General features: G+C 53.0%; 26 protein-coding genes. 13 read left to right on the forward strand and 13 right to left on the reverse strand.

Going from position 1 to position 25,743, the window contains the following annotated elements; all coding sequences use genetic code 11:
* Positions 1 to 76: 76 nt before the first annotated feature.
* Positions 77 to 1,189, reverse strand: coding sequence for an AI-2E family transporter (locus L855_RS10335; RefSeq protein WP_159787696.1), 1,113 nt, complete (start codon positions 1,187 to 1,189; stop codon positions 77 to 79).
* A 157-nt stretch (positions 1,190 to 1,346) separates the two neighbouring features.
* The gene (locus tag L855_RS10340) at positions 1,347 to 2,732 is read right to left on the reverse strand and encodes an ankyrin repeat domain-containing protein (protein ID WP_159787699.1); all 1,386 of its coding nucleotides are present in this window, start codon (positions 2,730 to 2,732) and stop codon (positions 1,347 to 1,349) included.
* A 214-nt stretch (positions 2,733 to 2,946) separates the two neighbouring features.
* Here L855_RS10340 and L855_RS10345 point away from each other — a divergent pair, with 214 nt between their 5' ends.
* A complete protein-coding gene (locus L855_RS10345) occupies positions 2,947 to 3,630 on the forward strand; it encodes a phosphoribosyltransferase (RefSeq protein ID WP_159787702.1) in 684 nt (227 codons plus the stop codon).
* Here L855_RS10345 and L855_RS10350 read toward each other — a convergent pair.
* Entirely contained in the window at positions 3,567 to 3,980 is a 414-nt protein-coding gene (locus tag L855_RS10350; RefSeq protein ID WP_159787705.1) for a hypothetical protein, read from the reverse strand. The two genes, L855_RS10345 and L855_RS10350, sit on opposite strands and share 64 nt — an antisense overlap.
* 11 nt (positions 3,981 to 3,991) lie before the next feature.
* On the opposite strand from L855_RS10350, the gene L855_RS10355 reads away from it, so the two are divergent.
* Positions 3,992 to 4,615, forward strand: coding sequence for a class I SAM-dependent methyltransferase (locus tag L855_RS10355; protein WP_159787708.1), 624 nt, complete (start codon positions 3,992 to 3,994; stop codon positions 4,613 to 4,615).
* A 303-nt stretch (positions 4,616 to 4,918) separates the two neighbouring features.
* Entirely contained in the window at positions 4,919 to 5,410 is a 492-nt protein-coding gene (locus L855_RS10360) for an SgcJ/EcaC family oxidoreductase (protein WP_159787711.1), read from the forward strand.
* Positions 5,411 to 5,490: 80 nt separating this feature from the next.
* On the opposite strand, the gene L855_RS22405 is transcribed toward L855_RS10360, so the two are convergent.
* Positions 5,491 to 6,603: a tetratricopeptide repeat protein gene (locus L855_RS22405; protein WP_192925024.1), complete on the reverse strand. Its 1,113-nt coding sequence runs from the start codon at positions 6,601 to 6,603 to the stop codon at positions 5,491 to 5,493.
* Between the two features lie 236 nt (positions 6,604 to 6,839).
* On the opposite strand from L855_RS22405, the gene L855_RS10370 reads away from it, so the two are divergent.
* From L855_RS10370 to L855_RS10395, 6 genes are all read left to right on the forward strand, one after another.
* On the forward strand, positions 6,840 to 8,927 hold the full coding sequence (locus L855_RS10370) for a S8 family serine peptidase (protein ID WP_246198798.1): 2,088 nt from the start codon (positions 6,840 to 6,842) through the stop codon (positions 8,925 to 8,927).
* 222 nt (positions 8,928 to 9,149) lie between these two features.
* On the forward strand, positions 9,150 to 10,391 hold the full coding sequence (locus tag L855_RS10375) for an aspartate aminotransferase family protein (protein ID WP_159791066.1): 1,242 nt from the start codon (positions 9,150 to 9,152) through the stop codon (positions 10,389 to 10,391).
* A 192-nt stretch (positions 10,392 to 10,583) separates the two neighbouring features.
* Positions 10,584 to 11,663 carry an acyl-CoA dehydrogenase family protein gene (locus L855_RS10380; protein ID WP_159787714.1) on the forward strand — a complete coding sequence of 360 codons (1,080 nt, stop codon included), beginning with the start codon at positions 10,584 to 10,586 and terminating at the stop codon, positions 11,661 to 11,663.
* Positions 11,664 to 11,730: 67 nt separating this feature from the next.
* Positions 11,731 to 12,180 (forward strand): nucleoside-diphosphate kinase, encoded by a 450-nt coding sequence (ndk, locus tag L855_RS10385; RefSeq protein ID WP_159787717.1) that lies wholly within the window; start codon positions 11,731 to 11,733, stop codon positions 12,178 to 12,180.
* 153 nt (positions 12,181 to 12,333) lie between these two features.
* A complete protein-coding gene (gene psaM, locus L855_RS10390) occupies positions 12,334 to 12,423 on the forward strand; it encodes a photosystem I reaction center subunit XII (protein WP_068788265.1) in 90 nt (29 codons plus the stop codon).
* 285 nt (positions 12,424 to 12,708) lie between these two features.
* A complete protein-coding gene (locus L855_RS10395) occupies positions 12,709 to 13,128 on the forward strand; it encodes a slr1601 family putative cell division protein (protein WP_159787720.1) in 420 nt (139 codons plus the stop codon).
* A 194-nt stretch (positions 13,129 to 13,322) separates the two neighbouring features.
* Here the strand turns inward: L855_RS10395 and L855_RS10400 are convergent, their stop codons facing one another.
* Positions 13,323 to 14,381 (reverse strand): SpoIID/LytB domain-containing protein, encoded by a 1,059-nt coding sequence (locus L855_RS10400; protein WP_246198799.1) that lies wholly within the window; start codon positions 14,379 to 14,381, stop codon positions 13,323 to 13,325.
* 333 nt (positions 14,382 to 14,714) lie between these two features.
* Between L855_RS10400 and L855_RS10405 the strand changes: the two genes are divergently transcribed.
* On the forward strand, positions 14,715 to 15,671 hold the full coding sequence (locus tag L855_RS10405) for a ribonuclease Z (RefSeq protein ID WP_159787726.1): 957 nt from the start codon (positions 14,715 to 14,717) through the stop codon (positions 15,669 to 15,671).
* Positions 15,672 to 15,692: 21 nt separating this feature from the next.
* Here the strand turns inward: L855_RS10405 and L855_RS10410 are convergent, their stop codons facing one another.
* A complete protein-coding gene (locus L855_RS10410) occupies positions 15,693 to 16,109 on the reverse strand; it encodes a hypothetical protein (RefSeq protein ID WP_159787729.1) in 417 nt (138 codons plus the stop codon).
* Positions 16,110 to 16,257: 148 nt separating this feature from the next.
* The gene (gene cobU / locus L855_RS10415; protein ID WP_159787732.1) at positions 16,258 to 16,794 is read right to left on the reverse strand and encodes a bifunctional adenosylcobinamide kinase/adenosylcobinamide-phosphate guanylyltransferase; all 537 of its coding nucleotides are present in this window, start codon (positions 16,792 to 16,794) and stop codon (positions 16,258 to 16,260) included.
* 192 nt (positions 16,795 to 16,986) lie between these two features.
* Here cobU and L855_RS10420 point away from each other — a divergent pair, with 192 nt between their 5' ends.
* The 3 genes from L855_RS10420 to L855_RS10430 all read left to right on the forward strand — a co-directional run bounded on the left by L855_RS10420 (position 16,987) and on the right by L855_RS10430 (position 19,691).
* Positions 16,987 to 18,141: a GAF domain-containing protein gene (locus tag L855_RS10420; protein WP_159787735.1), complete on the forward strand. Its 1,155-nt coding sequence runs from the start codon at positions 16,987 to 16,989 to the stop codon at positions 18,139 to 18,141.
* Positions 18,142 to 18,230: 89 nt separating this feature from the next.
* Positions 18,231 to 19,010 (forward strand): ABC transporter permease, encoded by a 780-nt coding sequence (locus tag L855_RS10425; RefSeq protein WP_159787738.1) that lies wholly within the window; start codon positions 18,231 to 18,233, stop codon positions 19,008 to 19,010.
* Positions 19,011 to 19,178: 168 nt separating this feature from the next.
* Positions 19,179 to 19,691, forward strand: coding sequence for a hypothetical protein (locus tag L855_RS10430; protein ID WP_159787741.1), 513 nt, complete (start codon positions 19,179 to 19,181; stop codon positions 19,689 to 19,691).
* A gap of 11 nt (positions 19,692 to 19,702) precedes the next feature.
* Here L855_RS10430 and L855_RS10435 read toward each other — a convergent pair whose 3' ends face one another.
* From L855_RS10435 to L855_RS10460, 6 genes are all read right to left on the reverse strand, one after another.
* Positions 19,703 to 21,310, reverse strand: a complete 1,608-nt coding sequence (locus L855_RS10435; protein WP_159787744.1) for an Hsp70 family protein — start codon at positions 21,308 to 21,310, stop codon at positions 19,703 to 19,705.
* Positions 21,311 to 21,400: 90 nt separating this feature from the next.
* Positions 21,401 to 21,727, reverse strand: a complete 327-nt coding sequence (locus L855_RS10440; RefSeq protein WP_159787747.1) for a DUF2973 domain-containing protein — start codon at positions 21,725 to 21,727, stop codon at positions 21,401 to 21,403.
* A gap of 144 nt (positions 21,728 to 21,871) precedes the next feature.
* Positions 21,872 to 22,207: a DUF2605 domain-containing protein gene (locus tag L855_RS10445; protein WP_159787750.1), complete on the reverse strand. Its 336-nt coding sequence runs from the start codon at positions 22,205 to 22,207 to the stop codon at positions 21,872 to 21,874.
* A gap of 158 nt (positions 22,208 to 22,365) precedes the next feature.
* Entirely contained in the window at positions 22,366 to 22,509 is a 144-nt protein-coding gene (locus L855_RS10450) for a hypothetical protein (RefSeq protein WP_159787753.1), read from the reverse strand.
* A 46-nt stretch (positions 22,510 to 22,555) separates the two neighbouring features.
* A complete protein-coding gene (locus L855_RS10455) occupies positions 22,556 to 23,344 on the reverse strand; it encodes a creatininase family protein (protein ID WP_159787756.1) in 789 nt (262 codons plus the stop codon).
* Positions 23,345 to 23,422: 78 nt separating this feature from the next.
* Positions 23,423 to 25,738 (reverse strand): MASE1 domain-containing protein, encoded by a 2,316-nt coding sequence (locus tag L855_RS10460; RefSeq protein ID WP_159787759.1) that lies wholly within the window; start codon positions 25,736 to 25,738, stop codon positions 23,423 to 23,425.
* Positions 25,739 to 25,743: the final 5 nt, after the last annotated feature.

Raw genomic sequence — 25,743 nt, forward strand, 5'->3', positions numbered from 1 at the left:
AATCTAAGGGGATTTTTCTGCCATATAGTTGAGTTGCCTCTTGCCTCTTGCCTCTTGCCTTCTTCTCACCCTTTCCCTAAGACCGTTGACTCGGAACCGGGGCCGCCGAGACTGCGATCGCCGCACTTTCATTTTGGGCTTCTGCAATCCGTTTCGGGCGTAAATAGAGATTTTCCACTAAGGCGGAAGCTCCCGCAAACCAGGGGGGAACAATCAAGGCGCCAATAATGCCTAGGACTTGGGCCCCCCCTAGCACTGAGAGCAGTTGAAATAGGGGATGAACCCCCACCGAATTGCCCACTAGAAGGGGATCTAAAACATAGGTTTCCAGGTTTTGGATCACCACAAACAGCAGCAACACCCAGAGGACTAACCATCCTCCTTGGGCGATCGCCACAATCAAAGCGGGAATCGCCCCGAGAATTGGTCCTACGAAAGGAATCAAATTAGTGACTCCGGCGATCGCCCCTAACCCCAAGGCAAAATCTTTCAAGCCCAAAATCGTTAACACCGTGGACGTCGCCACCGCCAAAATAATCGAGACGAGGACTCGACCGCGAATATAGCCTCCCATCCGTTGTCCCACGACTTTTGACTGATCCGCCAGTCGATCCTCCCAGGGTTGAGGGAACAATTGCACCACACTACGAACCAGCTTGCGACTGTCAGCCACCATATAGCCGGAAATAAATAGGGACAGAATTAGACTAAAGGCTGCCCCAAGAATCCCTCGGGTAATACTGTAAGACCGCAACACCAGTTGTTGAGAGGAGCCGATCACCCAGCGCGTAATGGACTGGGTATCAAACAGTTCCAACACTAACTCGGGGCGAGCATCGGTGACGTGCATAATTGCTAATTCAACCGCTGACAAGACCTCTTCCGAGAGTTTTGGCAACTGTCGCACCAAACGCTCAATCTGTTCAAAGACGGGTGGCCCAATAATCAACACCACACTCGTTAAGACAGAGATGAGACTCACGTAGGTCAAAATGGTTGCCAGCCAGCGAGGAAGCCGTAGCATCTTCTCGCTAAAATCCACCACTGGGGCCAGGGAGGCTGCCAACACAACGGAGATCATTAAGATCAGCATCAGGCTTTGCAGTTGCCAAAGCACAAACAGGGCCAGAACAACGGCCGCAATCACAATGATGTTCGGTAGGGATAGCGAAATCAATCGCTTGGTCATGATAGGGAATAGGGAACAGGGAACAGGGAGGAAGAAAGCAAGAGGCAGTAGGAAGCAGGCAATAGGCAGTAGAAAAGACGTAGGGGTGTACCCTTGTGGTCGGTGAGCGATAGCCGAACCGTGGTCGCCCTGGGCAGTAGGCAGTAGGGGAATTAGTTTAGCGGGTGGATGGGGGATGTTTGAGAATCTCAACTGCCCCGTGATTGTGATTGTACTCGGCAATGGAGAGAGCTGTGTGACCACCCTTATTTTTTAGGTCGAGATTAGCCCCGGCCTCTAGGAGCGATCGCAGGGCCGCTAGGTGGCCAAAATGGGCCGCCCACATCAAGGGAGTGGACCCCGTTTCATCCTGAGGATCGCAGGTGCTGCCATCGGCCAACAGTAGGGCCAGGAGATCCGTATTATTGTAGCGGGCCGCGAGATGAAGGGCAGTTTGCCCATGGCTATCCTGAGCGAAGCGATCGGCTCCGGCGTTGAGGAGTTGGCGCACCATCGCAATATTTTGTTGTGCGGCGGCCACTAATAGGGGGGAGTCCTGAGGGGGACCGCTGTTCACATCGGCCCCGGCATCAAGGAGAAGACGCACCATTTCCGGTTGCTGTTGCAGAACGGCAACAAATAAAGGCGTATCCCCTAGACGGTTACTGCGTTGGGCGATCGCCCCCCGTTGTAACAATAAATCAACCATCGCAGTTTGGGCTTCTACTACAGCCCAGTTGAGAGCCGTTTCTCCTTCGGCATCCTCGGCTTCCAACATTGCACCTGCATCCAGCAACGATTCCACAATGGTGCGATCGTTGGTCGCCGCCGCTACCATTAAGGGGGTACTACCATCCTGGTTCCGATGATTGGGGTTGGCCCCGGCCTGAAGCAGTTGTTGAACAATGCGGCTATGGCCAGCTTCCGTGGCTAGGGTTAAGGCGGTGGCCCCATGAGCATTGGAAGCATCTACATCCGCACCGGCCCCAATCAGATGCTCCACGATCGCCCCATGGCCCTGTTCAGATGCTTTGGCCAAAATTGGGGTTCCATCGGGAGTTGGGGTATTGGCATCTGCCCCCAGCTTCAATAAGGTTTCTACCAGGGAGGGATAATTTTTTTGAAAGGCTAAATGGAGAGGCGTATCACCCTGGTCATCCCGGTGATTCACATCGGCTCCGGCATCGAGGAGCAGATGGGCGATCGCCGTATCTCCTTTCATCACCGCGGCCATGAGAGCCGTACTGCCATCTTCATTCCCGAGATTGACATCGGCGTTGGCTTCGAGGAGTGCCGCCACGGCCTCGCGTTGATGGTTCGCCGCCGCTAACATGAGGGCTGTTACTCCAAAGGTGTCTCGTCGCTGATTGACATCGGCCCCAGCCTCAATCAGCATCTGAATCAGTCTCACAGAACCTCCGCAGGCGGCAAACATCAGAGGCGTTGTACCATGGCGATCGCCTAAGTTGGGATCCACCTGCTGCTTCAGGCAGCGTTCTAGGTTCTCAAGATCGCCATGTTTGGCAGCTTCGAGGAGTTGGTGGTGGGCAGAAGATGGTGTCAAGGTTCCTATGGCTCCAGTTGCAAACTCTCGGGGAACGGGACGATGCCCTCTGAAGCAGGGTTCTTTGGGCTAGCACTACTGTACCGTTTCCCCTTCCCTTCAATGTGAGAAAATTAAAAATATCACCGTTCCACAACAATTGCCCGGTAGCGGTTAGAGCACGGTAAACGCAAGACGGCCGTTGCTTCCTGTTGCCATCGCTGAGGATTCTCCGATGACTACTCCCATCTTTCGCGATCGCCTCGATGCCGGACAGCATTTAGCGGAGCTGTTAATGGCCTATCGTCAACGTCAGGATGTTTTGGTCTTAGGATTGCCCCGAGGGGGAGTTCCGGTGGCCGCAGCGGTGGCTGAGGCCCTTGAGGTGGAGTTGGATCTCTGTCTGGTTCGTAAACTGGGGTTTCCTAACAATCCTGAGTTGGCGATGGGGGCTATGACTTGGGGTGGGGAAATTATCCGCAATCCTCAGGTCTTAGGGTCATCCCAGATTAGCCCTGAGGAGTTTGAAGCGGTGGTTGCCCAAGAACGCCGTGAGTTAGAACGTCGGGCCCAGCGTTATCGGGGCGATCGCCCGCCTCTGCAAGTCCGCGATCGCATGGTTATTCTCGTCGATGATGGCGTGGCGACGGGGGCAACTATGCTCGCTGCGATCGCCAGTCTGGAGTCTCAAAGTCCCAGACGCCTGATTGTGGCCGTTCCCCTGGCCGCCCCCTCGATTGTCGAGGTTCTGCGTGAGCGGGTTGATGAGGTGATCTGTGCGGCCACTCCTCATCCTTTCCGGTATTTAGGACTCTGGTACGAACAGTTTTTCCCGACCTCCGATGACGAAGTTTGTCAGTTACTCGACGCGTCATCCTCCTCCTCAGATTCTACGTCTGACTCTGACTCCAACAGTTGATGCAGCCCCAGTCGAACCAAGATCACCTCCCAGAGAGGGGAGGGCCGACCCCGACGAATGACCTTTCGCTGATGCTGGTAGTGAGACTGACGTTGGGCTAACTCCTTGAGGTGATGGGGGGGGTCTTCGGTCCCAAAGCGGCGGAACGAATCAGACGGATATTGAGGGGGAGGAACTTCGGGGAGGGTGCGATCGCCCCAGGCAGCGGTGACCGTCCCAGCGGCAATTCCTCCTGAGCTAGCAAGGAAGAGGCTGATTAGCGTATCATACCCCAAGAGTAAAAACACCACTAGAAACGCAGACCCCCACTGAATCCCGATTGAGACATCTCGTTGAGATCTATCCGGCATTTGACAAACCCATGGCAACTTTTCTTCGTGAGCTGAGCTACCGACATCAATGGCTCTATGATAGTATTTCCCGCACTGCCGCATTGAGCGTGGGTGGAGAAGATCGCTTCCGAACGTTAGCCTTTAAGGACTTAGAAATTGACGCTGACACCGCCATTTTAGATCTCTGTTGTGGCAGTGGACAAACCACTCAGTATTTAGTTCAGGTTTCCGATGCTGTAGTTGGCTTAGATGCCTCCCCTCGCTCCCTTGAACGGGCCCAAGCCAATGTTCCCCAAGCCCAGTATGTCGAAGCTTTTGCCCAAGATCTCCCGTTTGAGGATAATCGCTTCGATCTTGTTCATACCAGTGCTGCCTTACATGAGATGACCCCTGACACTCTCAATCGGATTATTTGGGAAGTTTTTCGAGTGCTTAAACCGGGAGGAATTTTTGCCATTGCCGATTTTCACCGACCGACGAATCCCCTATTTTGGCTAGGACTGGCTCCCTTTTTCTGGCTCTTTGAAACAGAAACGGCTTGGCGGTTTGTTGAAATTGACCTCTTGGGGTTGCTATCGGCAGTTGGCTTTCAGCGGTGCGATCGGCAACTGTATGGGGGCGGGAGTTTGCAGATTATTCAGGGGTATAAATGAGGCAATAGAAAAGATGTAGGGGCGTACCCTTGCGGTCAGCGAGCGATAGCCGAGCTGTGGTCGCCCCAGGCAGTAGGCAGTAGGCAGTAGGGGGGGATAACCGACCTCTAACCTCTTCTGGGAGAGGATGGCAAGAGGCTTACCCTCAATCCCTTCTCAGTCGAGCCGTGGTCGCCCTAGGCCATCAGTAACTATCCCGTCTGGGAATACCCGACTTTGATCCCCAAATCATAGAAGATTCTCAATGACTGAACATTTAAGCCTATACTGGGGTCTATGCAAGTTTCTGTGATTTTTTGATTGATGCACGTAAACGCTTTATTGTCAACCCTATCAGCAAGCCTATTGCTGACCCTGACTCCCTTAGTTGCTCAGAGTTCCGAATCTCCCACCTGTGCCGAAGCCAGTGAAGAGGATGTGGCCGCTCTCTTTGACCGTTGGAATGAGTCCCTGGCTACCTTAGATCCCGATGAGGTTGCAGCCAACTATAGTTCTGATGCTGTACTACTTGCCACATTGTCCAACGAGCCACGAAATACTCCGGAGTTGATTCGCGACTATTTTGTAGACTTTTTGAGCCAACAACCTCAAGGAGTCATTGACCATCGAACCATTACGCTCGAGTGTAATGTTGCCCACGACGTGGGGATTTATACATTCACCTTGCAGGATGAAGAAGGAAACTCCAGCGAGGCCATGGCTCGCTATTCCTATATCTATCGTTACCAGGATGGTGAGTGGTTAATCGAACACCACCATTCCTCCCTGATGCCTGAACCGGTATCGGCCGAGTAGATTGCTGCGATCTACCCTCCAATAGGACACCACAGCAAACTCGATTATCACTCGGTTTGCTGTGGTTTTTGAGTGACAGGCTAGTTGCGGCTACGGGGATAAGCATCGCTAACAAACCCCAACTCAAACAGTTGGCGATAGGCATCCTTGCCTAACTCTCGGGTGGGGTTCTGAGATTCCACAATTTGCACCAACAGGGGAATAGCTAACTCAGGATTGTCCTGAGAGCGGTGTAAAAGTGCCAACTGATAGGTGGCTTCATCTCGCCGTTGGGCCGCTGTTCGGGCTAAATTGCGCTGTTCTTCAAAAATGGGGCCATCCAGTCCTGAAAACGCCGCCGCTAAATCTTGGTAGAAATTCGACAGTTGATTCCCTAACTCTCGGGCCTCTTGTAGGGTGGAGGCTGCCCCATTGTAATCTTCACTGGAGATCGCGGTATTGGCCTGGTCGATCAACGTCTCAATCCCAGCAAAGGTTAGGAGTGAGTCCGACGCCAAAACCGCTAGGGGTTCACCCTGCTCCCGTTCCTGTTGGTCCAGAAGCTCGGTGGAGGCTTCTAAGTCTTCCCGCGCCTCAGCCAGCTCATTGCCGTGATCAGACTCAACGGATTCTTCCTCTTGGGGTTCCGGCTCAAATTGATCGGCCTCGAGACGAAACTCTGAGTTGGCAAACCCTAATTCATAGAGTTGCCGATAGGCCTGATTTCCCAGAGGACGAGTTGGGTTTTGAGAACGAACCACCTGTACAAGAAGGGGAACCGCCAGTTCTGGGTTGTTCTGAGTGCGGTGGAGTCGGGCCAGTTGATAGGTAGCAGTATCTCGAAGTTGAGCCGCCTCTAGGGCTTGGTTGCGTTGCCGCTGGAAGATACGATTGTCGATACCTGAGAAGTTGGTCGACAGTTGCTGATAGAAGTTGGAGAGTTGGTTGCTCACCTCTCGTGCTTCTTGCAGTTTGCGGATGGCGAGGCTATAGTCTCGGGCTGAGACGGCAGCGGTGGCTTCCTCAATCAGAGACTCAATTCCCGGTAGACTGAGAATACTGTTATCCATAGGCACCCGAATCGCCGTTTGTGAGTCGGTCGGTTCGGTTTGGGCGATCGCTATGGCAGGGCCAAGCATCGAGGTGGCGATCGCCGCTAGGAGAGCGGTGATAGATGACAGATGCCGGAAACGATGTGTGGGTTGGAGGAACATGGACAGAGTTACCTGCTTAGAATAGAAATGGTTTCGGTGCAGAACAATCGAAAAAACGACCGTGGAATCCCACGCCCCATCCCCGGAGCATTCCAAGGCCATGAGGAGGTTTGCCTATGCAGGGATATCTTAACATTTCATTGTCAGAGGGGATCAATCCGGAGATTGTCTCACGGGGAGGGTAGATTCTCAGCTAAGATAGCGGTGGATTTTGGCTAACCTAATACCCGCCGGAGGTGTCCCAAGTGGCAGATGATTTAACACTGCAACGCTCAGGCGAAACCCTCGCCCTCAAGAAAACTGAGAATCGCTTTACTGCCCGTCCGCAACAGCCCGAGGTGATGTCGAGTTTAGCGCAACAGGTGGCGGCGGAGTGTTTGAATCAAGTCCCTGTGGGATCCCGTACTGAGGCGGTGTTACTAGAGTTTGAGGTCTCGGATTCGGCCAACTTAACGGCGGTGATGGATCAGACGCGCGATCGCCCGGATGTGGCCTTTGTCAGTCATGTCTATGCCCTGGTGGACAATCCTGGAACCCTGGTCTATTTAGCGGATGACCTAACGGTTCAGTTTGCTGACTCGGTCAGCGATGAGGCGCGTCAGGCTCTGGCGCAGGGGTTGGGACTTGGGGATGAGACCCATCTGGTAGGGTTAGAGAATGCCTTTATTTATCGGGTAACCCGAGAGGCCACAGAAAACCCGATTAAAATTGCTAATCGTCTCATTGAACGAGAGGATGTTCTGGCCGCTGAACCCAATATTGTGGTTTACAGTGCCCTGAGTTATCGACCGAGCGATCGCTATTATCCTCAACAGTGGTATCTCAACCATAGTGGCGGCCCAGGACTGGCTCAGGGATCTCATATCTCCGCCGAAGCGGCTTGGGATATCACGCGGGGCGATCGCAGTGTGGTGGTGGCGGTTGCCGATGATGCCATTGATTTAAACCACCCCGACTTTCAAGGAATTGGTAAAATCGTTGCCCCCCGCGATTTCCGTAATACTGATGATTTCCTGCCGTTACCGGTGCGAGAAACGGATAATCATGGCACCGCTTGTGCAGGGGTCTGTTTAGCCGAAGAAAACGGTGAAGGCATTGTGGGCATTGCCCATGGTTGCGCCCTGATGCCTTTGGCGACGACAGGCTATTTAGATGACCGTTCGATTGATGAATTGTTTGACTGGGCCATCGACCGGGGGGCCTCAGTCATCTCCTGTAGTTGGGGAGCAAGTGCGGTCTATTTCCGCCTCTCAATGCGACAGCAGGCGGCCCTGAGTCGCGCTGCTCGGGTGGGACGCAATGGGAAAGGTTGCGTGGTAGTCTTTGCGGCGGGGAATGCCAATCGCCCCACTCAGGGTGAGATCAATGAACAGGGTTGGACGAAAAATATTCTCTCAGGAACCACCAAATGGCTCAGTGGCTTTGCGGCTCATCCTGAGGTGATTGCGGTGTCTGCCTGTACGAGCTTAAATCAGAAGGCGGCTTATAGTAATTGGGGGCAAGACATTTCCGTGTGTGCCCCCAGCAACAATGCGCCTCCGGGGATTTGGCTTCAGGAAACCGGCTATGTGAGTACCGCTCCTGTGATTAACAAGGCCTTAGCCGGGAAAGGAATTTTTACGAGCGATCGCGTTGGCAACAAGGGCTATGCTGACGGAGACTACACCAGTGGTTTTGGGGGCACTTCCAGTGCTTGTCCGTTGGTAGCTGGGGTGGCGGCGTTAATATTATCGGTGAATCCCCATCTCACGGCGGCTGAAGTCAAACGAATTTTAGAGGAGACCGCCGACAAAATTGTTGATGAGGGGACTGATCCTCAATTGGGCACTCGCTTTGGCCAATATGATGGTGACGGTCACTCAAAATGGTTTGGTTATGGCAAAGTGAATGCCTATAAGGCGGTTCTGGCCGCTCAACAGAAAGCTCAATCCCCCCTATCGATCACACGGCGACTTCGCGGCAGCAATGATCGTCAGATGTCTATCCCCGATAATACGACGGAGGGAGTCACCAGTCCGATTCGGGTTCGCGATGATCTGGCAATTCTGGAGTTAGAGATCAAAGTTGAACTTGAGCATTCAGATTGGGGCGATCTTGAAATTCTTCTATTAGTCCCAAACCGTGCGGCGGTGATGCTACAAGGGCGGGGAACTCGTGGCCAGGGACAATTTTCACGCACCTATGATTTTACGACAACTCCTCAGTTGAAGCGATTGTTTAAAGCCCCCGCTGAGGGAACCTGGCAATTACAGGTTCGCGATCGCGCTGCCGGAGATACGGGAGTGCTGAAGTTCTGGCAGTTAACGATTGGCTTGGGCACATAATTAGAACAATATCTCAGTCAAGTGGTTGAGGTTGGGGATTAGACGAGATGAATGACCCCGATTTTAACGGGATGTTATGTAATCCCCATCTAGGGATGTCGCATCTTCTAGGGCAGCGATCTACAATCGAGATTATCGTGTCAGGGCGGGCTGCCGATCGCATGGCCACTGTTCCCCCTGCTCCTGATTACCTTACGAGGATTTAACACTGTGAGTCCAGATATGACCCTTGATAAACCCACCCCAGCCTCTTACGATCCCGCTGACTTTGACCAGTATGTGATGAAGACCTATGGGCGCTTCCCCATTGCGCTCACCCATGGAGATGGCTGTCGGGTTTGGGATGCTCAGGAGAAGGAGTATTTAGACTTTGTGGCCGGCATCGCCACCTGTACCCTCGGCCATGCTCACCCGACGATGATTGAGGCGGTGAATCGACAGATTCAAACCCTGCACCATGTCTCGAACCTGTACTACATTCCCCCCCAAGGTGCGTTAGCCAAATGGCTAGTGGAGCATTCCTGTGGCGATCGCGCTTTTTTCTGTAACTCCGGGGCAGAAGCCAACGAGGGGGCCATTAAACTGGCTCGTAAGTACGCTCACACCGTGCGAGGAATTGACAATCCCACCATTATTACCGCCAAAGCTAGTTTCCACGGACGCACCCTGGCCACCATTACTGCCACCGGCCAGCCCAAATATCAAAAGAACTTTAACCCCTTAGTTCCTGGCTTTGTCTATAGCCCCTATAACGACATTGAGGCCCTAGAAGCGACCGTCAATGAGTTAGATGCCCAAACCCCACAGGTGGCGGCCATTCTCCTCGAAGCCCTCCAGGGAGAGGGAGGAGTTCGTCCCGGAGATGTGGCCTTTTTCCAACGGGTGCGCCAACTCTGTGATGAGAAGGGTATTTTGCTCATTCTCGATGAAGTGCAGGTGGGAGTGGGCCGTACAGGCAAAATCTGGGGCTATGAAAATCTAGGCATTGAACCGGATATATTCACCAGTGCCAAAGGTCTCGGAGGGGGCATCCCCATTGGCGCGATGCTGTGCAAGTCAAGCTGTGATGTCTTTGAACCCGGAGATCATGCCAGTACCTTTGGGGGCAATCCCTTCGCCTGTGGGGTGGCTCTCTCGGTGTGCCAGATGTTGGATCAACCGGGATTTTTGGAAAATATCTGTGAGCGCGGGGAACAGTTGGGCCAAGGCTTAGGGGCGATCGCCCGTCAGTTCCCGGACATCATTGTGGATGTACGCGGTTGGGGACTCATTCGCGGTCTCGAACTCAAGGAAGACCTGGAATTAACCTCAATTATGGTGGTTAAGGCAGCAATGGAAGCTGGTTTATTACTGGTTCCCGCCGGGCCCAAGGTGGTGCGCTTTGTTCCGCCCTTGATTGTCTCCCAGGCTGAGATTGATCGCGCTCTGGAGATTCTGACCGCAGCCCTATCGTCGTTAGTATAATTCCCCAAACTTTCCCGGAGATCCCCGGCCCGCCTCTTGACAGCGAAGGCGATCCCATGGCTGGCTGGGTGTCCTCGTCTGGGGAGGGCGATCGCCTCCCCCAGGTTAATTGTCAGAGAATGCACCTAGAATAAAGCAAATCCCCCTGCCCCCACCTCTGGCCAACGTTTCGTTGTTCATGCCGGCTTGCCGATGACTGTTACCTCCTCTCCCCTTGATATCACAGAACGCTATTTAGACGAGTTTGTCTCCCCCCAAGCCAATCTCATTGATCACGATTCCCAAGCCTTGCAGACTGCCTTTCAGGGACTCGGAGATCGCGCGCTCCTCACCTTGCGGGCCGATAACCAAGTCCTCTTCCGTCGCTTCCAAGAAACCATTTCCCGTTATTCGGGTGCCCTAGCCTTCCTGCAAACCCAACATCAAAGCGCAGCGGCAATGATTGCCCGCAGCCCTAATACTGCCTTAAAGGGGGAGTATTTGCCCTATTTAGCCCAGGGAGAACGACGGGTTGGGGTGGGCTTTTCCCATCTACGTCGCCCAGGAACGCCCCCCATGCAAGCCCATGCTGTTCCCGGGGGCTATCAGCTACAAGGCTTTGTTCCCTGGATTACCGGCTGGACTTTGTTTGACTCCTTTATTCTCGGGGCCATGCTGCCCGACGGAACCTCGGTCTTTGGCATGATGCCCTTTGAAAGCACTCAAGATGACCAGGGGGGAGAACTCAAACTTAGTCCCCCCCTAGAGATGGCGGCCCTAACCTCCACCAACACCGTCACCGCCGAAGTGACACACTGGTTTTTAGCCGATGACCAGGTGCTATTCCTGAAACCTCCTAATTGGATGCACCATAACAGTCAGACCAATGTGCTTCATCATGGCTTTTTTGCCCTGGGTTGCGCCCGCGCAGGTTTAGATATCCTCCATCAGGCGGCCGAACGTAAAGACTTACCCTTTCTTAAAACCACCTGGACTCGCCTGGACGCTGAACTGCAAGCCTGTCGTCAAGCCTTCTTTGAGAGTGAGGGAGAAGGGGTGACCTCCTATGGCGATCGCCTGAGGCTGCGGGCCTGGGCCATTGATTTAGCCGGCCGTTGTAGCTATGGCGCTGTGGCAGCTTCGGGAGGGGCGGCCAATAGTTTGGGACATCCGGCCCAACGGGTGTATCGAGAAGCCCTGGTATATGCGGTTTCTGGTCAAACTTGCGATGTGATGGAAGCCACCCTCAATCGTCTCAGTTCCGCTGAATTTTGCCCTGAAACAGGAGCGTAAGGGGGACAGGGTGCGATACTCTAAAGTCTGTGTTTGTGTAACGTGATGTAATTTTGAGGAGGTTATCTTGGAACGAACATTTTTAATGATTAAGCCCGATGGTGTACAACGGGGACTCGTGGGCGAGGTCGTTCGCCGCTTTGAAGCCAAGGGCTTTACTCTAGTTGGACTGAAACTGATGTCCGTGAGTAAGGAACTGGCCGAACAACATTATGACGTTCACCGGGATAAGCCCTTTTTCAAAGGACTGGTGGACTTTATTACCTCCTCCCCTGTGGTGGCAATGGTCTGGGAAGGTGACGGCGTGGTTGCCGGGGCCCGGACTGTGATCGGGGCAACGAACCCCCTCACGGCCGATCCTGGTACGATTCGCGGCGATTTTGGCTTGAATATCGGACGCAATCTTATTCACGGCTCCGATGCGGTGGAAACCGCCAATCGGGAAATTGACCTATGGTTCTCTGAAGGGGAACTGGTCAACTGGACTCCGGCGATGAAACCTTGGTTAGAAGAGTAGATTAGCCCCGGCTCGAACGAAGGATAGGCGCACCTAATGCGGGGTGCGTCCGTCCTCAAAGTATGAAAAATTATTACACTTTGGATCAAATCCGTTAACTTTGATCGAGAGTAGTGAACGATTGAACTAAATATAAAGGAGTTTTCAGATCTTATGTCTGATGTTCAAGTCTTAGCCGCTTTAGTCGTTGCTATCATTCCCGGTATCCTGGCATTCCGCCTGTCGACGGAACTTTATAAGTAACATTTTTGAGTTGACGAGCCATTGTTTGTCAGTTTGCGAATGGGAGTTTCGGTTACTGCGGAACTCCCATTCGTTTTCTGGTGGAGGTCTCGTGGGTTTGGGGGGCTGAAATTGTCCCTCCCTAGGGTCTAGAGACCCCGGTTCCGCTAAACTGGGGTAAGTACTTGGGGTGTGTCACTCGGCTTGCCAAATGACCTCCGTTTCGGTTGAATTTTGGTAAAAGTCCCGTTGTCCGACTGCATCGACTGTAAGCCAACGATAAGCGAGCTTATTTTAGAACTGACTATGAATGCCCCTGATCGCCTTCCTCGCTCTTCCGTTACGCCCCAAGTTCGCGCCCCAGCCCGCCGCCGCCCTCGCCGTCGTCCTTCTCCTAGTCCCCAACGCCGTTGGGGGTCGGTATCCCGGGCCGTTGCGGTGGAGACGGGGTTACAGTTGGCGGTCAACGTCGCGGTTTCTGTGGTAGCAATTACTGCCCTGGCCCATTTGCTCCCGAGTTACCGAGCCAGTCATCAGGAACTTGATAAACTCGAAGAAGAAGTCAAAATCACGCGATCGCAGGTTCAGATATTACAGGGAACATTTGCGCGCTACTTTGACCCAACTCAGGTGAATCGTCTGATCGAAGAAGAAACGCAACGTCTTGATCCCCAACGGGTGCCAATCGTCTGGAGGGAGCCAACCTCAGACGACGCTAGCCGCTAAACCCGACTAAGAGAATAGCAACGGCTCCTAACCCTGCCAGAATCGTCAGGACGAGTCCAGCGTTGGGGCTTCCTTTCCAGGAGTAGTTCTTATCGGGCATGGTTTAATGTCCTGTTAGTTTGCGATCGGTCTATCGTCCCTCCCATCTTAACGAAGATGGCTGTTGATTTCACAGGGGGGACTCATGGTCGGCCTTAAGATTGGGAGCGGAGTTGGGCCAGTTGGGTGTTGCGATAGTAATGGGAGAGGATTTGACGATAACTATAGCCCTGTTCGGCGAGATGTCTTGCACCCCATTGGCTCATGCCGACGCCATGTCCAAATCCCCGTCCTGAGAGGGTGAAATAGCCCCCACCCGAGGCAACGCTAAACAAACTACTGCGTAATCCCAAGGCAGACCGCAAATCATCCCCTTTGACGATGGAACTGCCAGCGGTTCCCACCACTTTGGCGGTGACTAAGCGGCCGTTGGGAGACTCTCGTTCGGGGAAGATACCCGTGACGGTTCCTACCCCTCCGAGTCGCCTGGTTAACTCCCATTGGGAAAACGATTCCCTCCAATAGAAACTCGGGGAGTCGCGGTCAAAGTCGGGCACACCGCGCAAATAGGGTTTGGCTTCATCCCACACTTGCTCGACATCTTCGGTATGTCCGCCGGAGGAGGAATGAAAGACGGCTTCAATGACTTGACCGTTATGGCTGAGAACTTGGCCGCGAGTGTCTTCTGTGGCGCGGTGGGTTTCGCTGGATTCTTCCTGCATTCCCCGGTAGACTTGCCAAAAGGTATCGTTGCCTACGTCGTAAATGCGATTGCCGTAGCGTTCTCGTTGGTACAAGACATAGGAGCGAGCGGCGACGGCTTGGGCTTTGAGGGCTTCGAGGGGCCAACTGCCTCCCATTTCTGCCCCTAGGACACTATAGAGATAGGATTCAATGTCCACATAGTTGACGGCTGTGATACCTCGCTGATCCTGGACGATTAAAACTTTGCCTCGGTACCAGCGATCGCCAATATAGACATAGCCATGGTTAGTGGGTTCAACCCAGAGTTGCTGTCCCTGCCAGCGGTCTAGGGAGACGGTTCCCCCCTGGGAGCGAGCCACAAAGGCATTCATCTGGCTGACATTGCCGAGGACATCTCCTGAATAACTGCGGACTCGCGCTGGGGTCGAACTGCCCACGGTGAGTTCACCCACATTTTTTTCCACGGCAACTCGGAGTTCAAGAGCCAGGCCAGGGACTATCGAAAACACCCACAGGCAAAGGGTCGTCATCCCCCGAAGCAGAGGCGGAAAACCTCGACCTCTTGCCTGGCTCAATTTTGGTGAGCGATAGAGTTTATCCCTATTTTTTGCTGATCCCTGCTGAGCCGTTGTTCGGGATCGTCCCGTGACAGACGCGGCAATTTTCAGTAGCAGCATCCTTGTGGTTCTCCTTAAGATGACCGATGACTCGAAGATAGACCTAGGTCGATGCTAGGATAACATAGGAAGCTCGGAGTCTTGAAGTTTGTTCTGTCCTGAGGCTGAAGACAGGTGGCTCAAACCCGGTTTGCCTTGGAAATTTCCGTAACGAGAGTCAAGCGAGTGGAAATCGTTTTTTTAGGAACCAGTTCAGGTGTCCCGACGCGATCACGAAATGTGTCGAGTCTTGCCGTGCGCCTGAAACAGCGAGGTGAAGTTTGGTTATTTGACTGTGGAGAAGGGACGCAACATCAACTCCTCCAGAGTGATCTCAAAGTGGGGCGGATTCGCCGTATTTTTATTACCCATATGCATGGGGATCATGTGTTTGGCTTAATGGGACTGTTGGCGAGCATTGGCCTAGCAGGAGCGCCCGATCGCATTGATTTGTATGGTCCCCCACAACTTGAAACCTATCTCGATGCCTGTGCGCGCTATTCCCATACCCATTTGCACTATCCGATTACGGTGCATAAGCATAAGCCGGGGGTGATTTATGAGGATGAGGACTATCGGGTCTTGTGCGATCGCCTCGATCACCGGATTCCGGCCTATGGCTATCGGCTGGAAGAGCGCGATCGCCCAGGACGTTTTGATGTGGCTAAGGCCCAGGCTATGGGCATTCCCCCGGGTCCCGTCTATGGTCAGCTCAAGCAAGGACAACGGGTGACGTTAGGGGATGGACGGGTGATTCACGGTCAGGATCTCTGTGGCGATCCCCAACCGGGACGGAAGTTGGTCTATTGTACGGATACGATCTATTGCGAGAATGCGGTGCGATTATCTGAAGGGGCCGATGTTCTGATTCATGAAGCGACGTTCTCGCACCGGGATGCGACGTTGGCTCAACAGCGGTTACATTCAACGTCGACCATGGCGGCACAGGTGGCTCTTGCCGCCGGGGTTAAACACCTTTTTATGACCCACTTCAGTCCCCGATATGCGCCAGGGAATGATCTCGACTTAACGGATTTGTTGAGTGAGGCTCGGGCAATTTTCCCGCACACTGACCTCGCCTATGACTTTTTAACCTATGAGGTTCCCAAGCAACCCTCTCAGGCTGTGACGCTGTCTAGATGACGGCTAGGTTTTGCGGGGCCGTCACTCATCATGGGAAACGAGGCGACGGCAAATTTCTCGCAAACCGATTTGAGTGTTGACCGGTTGTCTGGGTTGGGGAAGATCGGTATTGGGCCAGGAGGGTAGGTCATGACAAGGACAGACTGACCCCCCAATCCCAGAAATCGGCAGGGGAATGGGCATGGCACAGCGGGCGCAGGCAGTGATATCCCAGCGATCGTCGAGGAGTTCGGCGATGCTGATCTCCGTGCCTTCGAGATAGGACCGATGACGGAGTTGAGGGCAACAGACCGATCGCCAGCAGTGTTCAAAGGCCTCGCTGTAGCGACTCCCTTCAAATAGGGGAGATGGGAGTTGTAGCTGCTGATCCACCACCAATGTTTTACCCAGCTGAAACCAATCAGCTAAGTACTTTTTAACCTGTGTTTCGGAAGCCATAAAACTTGACATTTAAAGAACGCTAATCCTATTTTAAGCGATTCTTTAGAGGTGCGGCTTCCTAGATGTTGTATTCATTCTTAAGATTAGGATGTGATGTTTTTGGGGCTGTCCAGGACTGAGTGCATCGAGTCGTTTGCAGAATTTCCTAGAGGGGATCCGCGATTTTACTTAAATTTAAGATTCTTCCAGCCACAATTAGATAAGTCTCATCGGCGATCGCCCCTAAGTGACGAGTAACCTCCCCTAGGCGATCGCGAAAGAGACGGCCAGACGCATAGGCCGGCACCACACCCCAGCCGGTTTCTTCGGCAACCACAATACAAGTTCCCGGAAAGTTCCGCGCCGTTTCGAGCCAGCGATCGCGGCGATCGCCCCATAACCCATCCTCCTCCTCTAAGCCATTGGCTACCCAGGTTCCCAAAGAATCCAGTAAGACACAGGCCTGAGGTTGACTCCACCGTTCTAGACTCCCTGAGATGTCCAGCGGCACTTCCTCCAACTGCCAACCCTGAGGACGACGTTGACGATGCCGTTCAATGCGGGCCTGCCAATCTAGGTCTTGGGAATTGCAGCGGGCAGTGGCAATATAGGTGACAATACCCTTGTGCTGAGTGGCGAGCCGTTCAGCAAACTCACTTTTTCCAGAGCGGGCAGCTCCGGTGACTAACACCAGTTTTCCCAAGAGACGGAATCCCTCCTGCAATATCTAGGGCAATTCTAACCAGAAATGCCCTCTGTATCACGGCCGAGGTCTAGAGGCGGCACGTCCACGGGAGTCCTTTGACGAGAGCAGATCCCCGTCTCCTTCTGCCATCCATTACCATGTTACCGTGGCAGCTTCTTCGGTTATCCTGTCCCGTCACTGAACCCTCTTATGGACGATCTCGAACCGACAAAAGAGCAACTGATTCAAGAACTCAAGGCGGTTCGCCACGAGTTTGAACAGGCTCGGCTTGAAAACGAGGCCAATGAGGTTCAGACGGAATTATTACGAACAGTCCTCGCCTGCGGTGAAAATCCCTCGTCTAGCCTCTTATTACGAGCGTTGGCGCAACAAATTCTACGGAGTGCCAATCGCTTAACCTCGGTGGCCGATAGTAGTCTCTTTCTGCTCGATGAGACGGGGACGGTGATTGAGTCCGTTCTGGCCCGAGGGGCCATCATCCGCCAAGAGCGGGATTCCTTGGTGGGCAAGGTCTTACATCGGGGTTTAGCGGGCTGGGTCTATCAACAGCAACAAATCGGCATTATTACTGATACCACCCTAGACGATCGCTGGCTACAACTGCCGGGTGAACCCTACCAGGTGCGTTCGGCTCTGTGTGTCCCGGTACTACGTAAAACCTCAGTCTTAGCGATTATCACCCTCATGCACCCGGAACCGGGTCATTTTCGCGTTCAGATGGCGGAGTTGATGGAAGCGGTAGCGATTCGTATTGCCTTAGTCTTGGATGTACTCCATTGTTTAACCCCTCAGCGGGCCCTTCCGTCTCCCCCCCCATCTCCCACCTTACGGATTTCCTCTAGCCCTCCTAATTCTCCCTTTTCTCAGGTGCGATCGCCCAAACCACCCCAGTCTTCCTCAGGGTCGCCCCTACCTTCTCCAGCAGCCAGTTCTCCCCCTTCCTCCTCCCCACCACTCTCGAACCGAAATAGTACTCACCCTAGCGCTCCACCTCGCCATCGAGATCCGTCGCCTTTAGGTCGTTTACATCAGTTAGGGTTATACATCGTCGTTTGGGATGGTAAATTTATTTACGCCAATCCCAGGTTTGCGAAAATTTTTGGCTATAAGACACAAGAACTGGCCGCTTTAAAAAGTATGTTTTCCCTGGTGAGTGAGGGACATTATGATCGCGTTTCCGAGCAGGTTTATAAATGTGTACGGGGTCAAACCAGTTGTGTCTCTTGCATTTTTAAGGGGAAACGTAAGAATGGCAAATCAGTTTTAGTAGAAATTTATGGAGTTCGCACTCGCTTTTACGGGAAACCCGTGTTGGTGGGGGTGTTGCGAAAAGTCAGGACCTAACCGGCCATAATGATAGTCCGGACTCGAACCGTCATCGCCGAGCTGGGAATCGCTATCTCGGGACTTGTGATCAAATCGTCACGCCAACCATGGACTATATTCAACTCGATTTAATTGACTTAGCCATCGCCCTAGGGATGGCGGCCATTGCCATTGCCATTGCCGCCTGGCAACAGTTGGGCTTAACGCTACAGTTATCTCTGGCAACCGCTCGCACCACGGTGCAACTGTTGATGTTGGGGGTGATTCTTCAGGTGGTCTTTACCTGGCGGCATCCCCTGCTGTTACTGGGGGTATTGCTGGTGATGTTGAGCCTGGCGGCGGTGGTGGCCCGTAATCGTATCACCCGTAAACTCCCGAGACTATTGCCCTTAGTTTGGGCCGCCATCGGCTTGAGTACGGCCGTCACCCTAATTTATATCAATACCTTTGTTCTGCGTCAGCCGGCGGTCTGGTCTAATCCTCAATATCTGATTCCCTTGGGGGGCATGATGATGGGGAATGCCATGAATGCGGCGGCCATCGCCGGGGAACGGTTTGTGAGTCTGGTGCAAAATCACCCCCTAGAGATTGAAACCCATCTCAGTCTTGGGGCCACGCCCCAACAAGCTCTTGCGACTTATCATAAACAAGCGATTCGCGCCGGAACGGTCAGTATTCTCAATTCGATGATGGTGGTGGGGTTAGTGACCTTACCTGGGATTGTCACGGGGCAATTGTTGAGTGGGGCCAGTCCCATCGATGCCGCTGCCTATCAGATGCTGATTATGTTTGCGATCGCCCTGACAGACTTTATCGCCACAACGCTCTTGGTGACTGGCTTAGGGCGACGTTTCTTCAATGAGGCGGCCCAGTTGCAACCGTTTTAAAATCCTGATAATAGGGATTAAGGTGATTTATATCACCGCTGAAGGGTCAGTGATATCACCGAGGGGTCGTGATGCGATCGGCTGAAAATCTGTCCTAAGGTCACTGCCTTAGATCCCGCTCATCCGAGACAATAAGGCCATTGAGTTCGGAACCAAGGATAAATACTTATGTTTAATCTTACTGTCAACCCCCAACAGTGGTTACTTCGCCAAGGTAAAGCCACCTCAATTATCCTAGGATTGCTCTTAACGCTGGGTTTCACGGGGATGGCGGTGGCGGAGTCGGTCTCGGTGGCGGCCCGGCTAGAAACAGCTCCCGCGAATCTCACCGATGGCCAACATGTCTATAGTTCTGCATCTGAGGCGAATCAGGTGGGCGAAACCTATATGGTCTTTGAAGCAGAGGGAAATCGCGTGGTGGGAGGGTTCTATATGCCCTCGTCTTCCTTTGACTGCTTCCATGGCCGCCTCGATGAAGACCAGTTAGCCCTCAATATCCAAGATAGCTACAGCAACGACGTCTATCCCTTTAACCTCGCAGTGAGCCGTGATACGTTGGTGGCCGATGGTCAGCCGGCGGCCAATGCGAATATCCCGGGCTTCCAACCGTTGGAAACGCTCTCCCCTGTCGATGAGCAGGTGCTGAGCACCTGTCGGGGGATGCTGAGTCAGCAAATTTAAGGGATTCTCCTCTAACTCAATTGCACCACCACCTGATTATCAATGAGTCGTTCCGAGGTGAGCAAGTCGTCAACGGTGATGCGTAGAAATCGCTCCGCGTCGATGCGAAATTGAATTTTGACGCGATCGCTCCCCGGAGACCCCGGTGGGTCGAGGTTGGCAATGGTGCGCCCTTGGTCGCTGTCATTGAGGGGGATTACCGTTGTATCCTGGTTCGCCTGGCGGGTGATGAGACGATCGCCGTCAAAGAAGACTTCCGTTTTGGCCGCCTCGGCTCCCATCTCCCCTAAGACTAACTCCAATTTAGGCTGCTCGGGAATAGATGCCCCCAAAGAAAGTTCAATGGGACGCTCTAAGGGATAAGGTTGTCCCGGCTGGATGATGGGATGCCAATCATGGGCGTTTTTGCGGCGGTTCCAGTAGCGAACCCCATAGCCGTGATAGAGAAAATCCTTAAGCTGAATGCCCTGGGTGAGTTGTAAGGCTCCCGTGGCGATCGCATCGAGGGGGCGATCGCAGCGAATCTTCTCACTGGGGAACCAGTCTTTGAGCCAATCTTGTACGGCGGGAATTTGCGAGGTTCCCCCCACCAGAACCACCGCATCGATATCAGGACTTTCTAACCCCTGTCGTCGGGCCTGTTGCAGAACTTGGGTTAAGGACTCATCGAGGCGTTTGAAAAACTGCTGCTGTTGCAGAATCTCCTCAAACTCCGAGCGACTTAAATTCAACTCGTAACTCTCAAAGGTTTCCTCATTAAAATAGACCTCACTGGCTTGAGGCCGGGAGGATAACTCAATTTTGAGCTTTTCCACCAAACGCTGAGTCAGGGAAGTTTTGGGCAAACCTTGACCACTGGCAAAGGTATCGAGAAGCCAGTTATCCACATCCGCCCCCCCCAAGTTCTGGCCGGACTTGGCGATGACTTTAGCGGTTTCGAGTTTCTGCCCAGAGTCCTTACGAAAGGACTTATCGCCCCATTTGAGGATAAAGCCGAGAGGATTGCGATCCGGGGTGACGCGGCGGCCTAACTCCACGAGGGAGATATCTAAGGTTCCCCCTCCGAAGTCAATAACCAGAAGTAAATCCGCAGCGGCGACACCATAGCCGAGAGCAGCAGCGGTGGGTTCGTCGAGGAGGCGGACTTGCTCGATTTTCTGAGGAAGTTGCGGTGATTCCACCACAGACCCGAGCCAATGGCGATAGGTTTCAAAACTATCAACGGGAACGGTCAGGATGAGGGAGTCGAGAGGGAGGGGAACCTGGGTCACGGCTAAGAGGAGATGCTGGAGAAACCACTCTCCGACCTTTTCAAAGCGGATAGACCGGTTATCCAATTGGGGGAGAAATCCCTGCACCTCAGACCCAATCCCTCGTTTAAAGCTCTGGAAAAAACGGGAGTCTCCCTTTAAGTCTAAGCCGCGATCGCGGACCTGTTGGCCGGCGGCGATCGCCCCAACCTGGGCATCCTCCACATAGACCAAACTGGGAACCACAGGGGGATTACTACTATCTTGACGGCTCAGCCCCGGTAGAGATACCACTTCCGGCTGTTCCGTAGCAGCATTCCAACGGGCAATCACAGTGTTAGTGGTTCCGAAGTCGATGGCGATCGTCATGGGGGAATGGTGCGTTAACAATGGGAGAGTCCGCCAGCAAGGGGTCTTACAGGCGTCTCAGAGGTAAGGAACAAGGAACCTGGCTGGGGCTTAAATCAGCGCCGGCGGGGGAGTATCATCGTCATCACTGAGATTGTTCTTGCCGCTCGGCGAGGAATTGTAGAGAGCATCCAGTTTTTCCCGTGCATCTTCGATGCCAATCGATCGCATGACCAGCAAAGGTTCTTCCACGACTCGTCCGTGATCGTCGAGGAGTTCTGGGTGAGGACTCGGTTGAGGACGGCGGCTAAACTCGGAATTGTTCAGGGGACGGGATTTTTGAGAGTCGGAACTAAAGGCTAATAGATTTCTAACCAGATTGCCAACCGCAACAAAGGCCAGAAATGTAAAGGCGAGAATATAGAGCAGATGTAACATAGACTTGTCCTCAGATAAATCAGGAGTGATCAATCAGTTGCCTCGGGCAGTTCACGGTCAAACCTGAGGAACTCCCCATGAAAGCTTTAAAACAGATTTTTAAGTTGAGTCACTGGCTTGGGGCAGATACCACCCCGCTGGGTGCTATTCTCTCACGTTGAGCGCTTGAGAATTCTGGGTGCGGAATCGTATTGAAATTTGCCAACATTCTGTAAGCAGGCGATGCCAGGGCATCAGCACTGACATATCCACCCCAGCTTGGCATCCCGTCGCATCGAGCATCATCTTGGCCGAACTGACCTCTTCCTGAGCCTGGGTGACTCGATCAAGGAGATCTTGCTGTTCCTTCGGTCCCAGGAAATCAATGGTCTCAGTTTCCAGAAGCGTTCGGGAACGTTCGAACCAATACTGGAAGTCTTCGAGCAAAGGTTCGAGGACCTTTTTGAGCAAACTTGGCTCTGGGAGATGGGGGCGACTCATAATTTAATAATAGTTTACCGACTCGCCTACAATCTTAACGCTATTTACATTTGTTTACAAATTGAGGAAGGGGCTAACGCAGGACTGCGATCACGTTCAGTTCCCGTGATCGCAGTCTTGAGTCCTGTGGATACTCCAGCGGTCGCTTTGACGCCTCCTTAGGAGGTTCGTTTGAGGTAGCGACGGCGATCGTGGAGAATTTCCTCAGCTTGATACACTTGCTGGGACAGCCGCAGCCACTGCCCGAGTCCGGGAATTTGTTGCAGCCAATAGTTAAGACGTGCGCCATAAGACCTGTCCATTGTCGTCCTCCTGTCTGTAAAATCGATTACGGAATCTACCCCCATTCTAGCAATTTTGGAAGTGATAGACCTCCTCAATTAACTCACACCACCCTGTAGCTAACACCGCTAAGATGGCTTCTCCCTTCTCCCGACTCGCTGCGGTGGCATCCCCCACCACGCCACTGGCACTAATATCGTGGGTGAGCCAGGAAAAGGTCAGGGGGCCTTTACAGCCTAAACGTCCCGGTTGTTGGGGGGGATACTCTGTGACGGCTTGGGTCATCCGCACCTGTTCTGGTAGTAGGGCCAGCATTAAACTGGTTTCCGCGTCGCCGGCGTGCATGGCCTGTTGCACTTCTTGCTCACTCAGCAGGCGTTTATGCTCCTGAGTCACTCGCCAGGTGAAGATGGGAAACAGCCAGAAATCCTCATAGCGAGCGTGTAAATCCGTGGCCGCAATCTCCATGATTTGCGGCTGTCCTCCATGGGAGTTCATGAGAATCAATTTCCGAAAGCCAGCGGCATAGAGACTGTCGCCAATCTCCATAAGGGTATCGAGAAGGGTGCGAGCCGAGAGGCTGATGGTTCCGGGAAAACGGCGGTGTTCATTGGATTTGCCGTAGTGCAGGGGGGGCAAGACATAGGCGGGGATGTCAGGACTCAGCTGAGTTAGGGCCTCTCCCAAGACTCCTAAGCCAATGGCACTGTCAACCACTAAGGGCAAATGGGGGCCATGTTGTTCGATCGCCCCCACGGGTTGCACTAACACGGTGTTGGCTTTGTCGGGGAGTTGGTCGATATCGGTCCAGGTTAGGTAAGGGAAAAAACGCTCTGGAGGGATGAAGTTGTGCATGAGCGATCTGCAAAGTTTGAGATAGGGGGATGTAGCGTTTAGTGATATTGTTCCTGACAAATCATGACGTTATAGCGGTTATGAGAAATGTCTGATGTTGGTGGTTTTAGACTTCTCTAGGGCACGAGATATCCCGGTTTCACGGCGCACAGGAATTTGAATGGTAACCGTTGTTCCTTGGCCTAACGCAGATTCACAGGAGAGTTTCCCTCGATGTTTTTCGACAATAATTTGATAACTCATGGAAAGTCCTAATCCTGTGCCTGAGCCAACGGGTTTGGTTGAGAAAAAGGGGTCGAAGATACGGTTGCAGACCTCTGGATTCATCCCCACTCCATTGTCTTGAATTTTAATACTGACATTATGATCTGGGTTGACTTGGGTCGTGATAGTAATGGTTGGGGGGTCAGCGAGGCTAGTTCCGAGGGGGCGATCGTCTCGGCTGGCTAAGGCGTCAATAGCATTATTTAAGACATTTAAAAATACCTGATTCAGTTCCGAGGGATAACAATGAACTTTCGGGATGTCTCCGTAGGCTTTGATAACTTGAATGGCTGGGCGATCGCTCTGTAGCTTGAGTCGAGAGCGCAAGACCATTAGGGTACTATCGAGTCCTTCATGAAGATTGACAATCTTCGTCTCCGCCTCATCTAAGCGAGCGAAATTACGTAAACTTAAGACAATATTGCGGATGCGCTCAGCCCCTGAGTTCATGGATTCTAGAATCCGTTGAACATCTTCGATCAGGTAGTTGATGTCAATACTATCCGCGAGTTCTTGGACGGAGGACTTGGGATTTGGATAGGCAGTTTCGTAGGCATTTAATAGACGCAGCAAGTCACTGATATATTCTTTGGTATAGCGAATGTTGCCAAAAATAAAACTGATCGGATTATTAATTTCATGGGCCACTCCGGCCACCAGTTGCCCCAAGCTAGACATTTTTTCGGTATGAACGAGCTGGGCTTGGGTTCGTTGCAATTGAGAGAGGGTCGTTTGCAGTTCTGCGGTCCGTTGGACCACTTGATTTTCTAACGTTTGGTTATAGTCGGCTAAGAGCTTTTGGGCTTCTTTGCGTTCGCGAATGTCTTGGAAGGCCACAATAACGCTATCTACCCGACCATGATCATCGAGGAGAGGGGTACTGGCCATATCTAAGGGAATGATGCCATCGGGGTGATGGAGTTCTAAGTCATCACGACGGATGGACTGTCCTGAGAGGGCAATCTGGCCGGGGAGTTCTTGGAGGGGATAGACCTGTTGACTGTCGGCTTTGTGGAGATGATAGCGTTGGGCGAATTGCTCCAAATTGGCCATGACGTCTCCTAGGAGCTGTTGAGCGGTTTGATTGCGGTAAAGCATTTGTCCCTGGCGATCGTGAACGCAGACCCCCACAGGCATGGCTTCTAGGAGTTGAGAGAGACGATTTTGGCTGCTGTGCAACTCTCGGTTACTGGTTCGCAGTTGGCGTTCGAGTTGGTGGTGCTCGTCATTACTAGCCGAGAGAACCAGAGAGGTGAGAATAGCCGCTCCCATGAAAGATTGAAGGAGTAGGAAGGCAATATAGTTGGAATGACTCGCGAAGGGGCCTAGACCCTGAACGGTGGTGAAAATGGCGATGAGGGAAATGCCAAAGACAAATAGGGTGGTTTCAAATTTCCCGAAACGCAGGACTGACCAGACACAGAGGGGAATTAGGGCATATTCTGCGGGATAGCCGAGGCCGAAGGTGTTGATGAGGATAAGGATGGTGATGGTGAAAAACAGACCCACTTCCAGGTAGCGATAGGGGCCGGGGTTGGGTTGCCATTGCTTTGGGGCCGCCATTCCGGCGAGAAACACTGGGGCAATGAGCAGTTGACTTAAGACGCCACTCCACCACCAAATGAGTAAGGAGCGGGGACTGTCTGTAATAGACACTAAGCCGAGGAGGACGAGGGGGAAAACGCCGAAGATAGCCCCGGTTAGGGAGGCGGGTAGTAGGCTAAGGATGAATAGCCCCACGTGGGGCACTCGTTGCAGGATGTTGCCCTGGGGTATCCAGGTTCGCAATAGGCTCAGGGCGATCGCCAGTTCCAGGGCACTGCCGGCACCATGAATAACGCCGCAAAACAGGGCGGGGAGAATGGCTTGGGGGGAGCTGTCCGATAATAGGTCAAAGCTGGTTGAGGCCATGGAGCCGAAGAAGACTCCAGGTACGGCGTGCCAGCGGAACCGCCAGAGACTGACCCCTAGGACTAAGCCGGTGGGGAACCAGACGGAGGAGATATTACCGGGGAGTGCCGCAAATCGCAGGGAAAGTTGAGCGGTCGTGAAATACAAGAGGGCGACAATCACCCATTTCAGTAGATGCGGGTTCCGGATGGGAGGGGGGGTGAGGAGGAAAGACTTCACGGAAA

Source organism: Sodalinema gerasimenkoae IPPAS B-353 (assembly GCF_009846485.1).
Taxonomy (GTDB): domain Bacteria; phylum Cyanobacteriota; class Cyanobacteriia; order Cyanobacteriales; family Geitlerinemataceae; genus Sodalinema; species Sodalinema gerasimenkoae.

Bases quoted from the DNA above. Each gene is read 5' to 3' on its own strand.
- L855_RS10335 (WP_159787696.1), bottom strand. From the start codon at position 1,189: ATGACCAAGCGATTGATTTCGCTATCCCTACCGAACATCATTGTGATT.
- L855_RS10345 (WP_159787702.1), top strand. From the start codon at position 2,947: ATGACTACTCCCATCTTTCGCGATCGCCTCGATGCCGGACAGCATTTA.
- L855_RS10350 (WP_159787705.1), bottom strand. From the start codon at position 3,980: ATGCCGGATAGATCTCAACGAGATGTCTCAATCGGGATTCAGTGGGGG.
- L855_RS10355 (WP_159787708.1), top strand. From the start codon at position 3,992: ATGGCAACTTTTCTTCGTGAGCTGAGCTACCGACATCAATGGCTCTAT.
- L855_RS10360 (WP_159787711.1), top strand. From the start codon at position 4,919: ATGCACGTAAACGCTTTATTGTCAACCCTATCAGCAAGCCTATTGCTG.
- L855_RS22405 (WP_192925024.1), bottom strand. From the start codon at position 6,603: ATGTTCCTCCAACCCACACATCGTTTCCGGCATCTGTCATCTATCACC.
- L855_RS10375 (WP_159791066.1), top strand. From the start codon at position 9,150: ATGACCCTTGATAAACCCACCCCAGCCTCTTACGATCCCGCTGACTTT.
- L855_RS10380 (WP_159787714.1), top strand. From the start codon at position 10,584: ATGACTGTTACCTCCTCTCCCCTTGATATCACAGAACGCTATTTAGAC.
- psaM (WP_068788265.1), top strand. From the start codon at position 12,334: ATGTCTGATGTTCAAGTCTTAGCCGCTTTAGTCGTTGCTATCATTCCC.
- L855_RS10395 (WP_159787720.1), top strand. From the start codon at position 12,709: ATGAATGCCCCTGATCGCCTTCCTCGCTCTTCCGTTACGCCCCAAGTT.
- L855_RS10410 (WP_159787729.1), bottom strand. From the start codon at position 16,109: ATGGCTTCCGAAACACAGGTTAAAAAGTACTTAGCTGATTGGTTTCAG.
- L855_RS10420 (WP_159787735.1), top strand. From the start codon at position 16,987: ATGGACGATCTCGAACCGACAAAAGAGCAACTGATTCAAGAACTCAAG.
- L855_RS10425 (WP_159787738.1), top strand. From the start codon at position 18,231: ATGGACTATATTCAACTCGATTTAATTGACTTAGCCATCGCCCTAGGG.
- L855_RS10430 (WP_159787741.1), top strand. From the start codon at position 19,179: ATGTTTAATCTTACTGTCAACCCCCAACAGTGGTTACTTCGCCAAGGT.
- L855_RS10435 (WP_159787744.1), bottom strand. From the start codon at position 21,310: ATGACGATCGCCATCGACTTCGGAACCACTAACACTGTGATTGCCCGT.
- L855_RS10440 (WP_159787747.1), bottom strand. From the start codon at position 21,727: ATGTTACATCTGCTCTATATTCTCGCCTTTACATTTCTGGCCTTTGTT.
- L855_RS10445 (WP_159787750.1), bottom strand. From the start codon at position 22,207: ATGAGTCGCCCCCATCTCCCAGAGCCAAGTTTGCTCAAAAAGGTCCTC.
- L855_RS10450 (WP_159787753.1), bottom strand. From the start codon at position 22,509: ATGGACAGGTCTTATGGCGCACGTCTTAACTATTGGCTGCAACAAATT.
- L855_RS10455 (WP_159787756.1), bottom strand. From the start codon at position 23,344: ATGCACAACTTCATCCCTCCAGAGCGTTTTTTCCCTTACCTAACCTGG.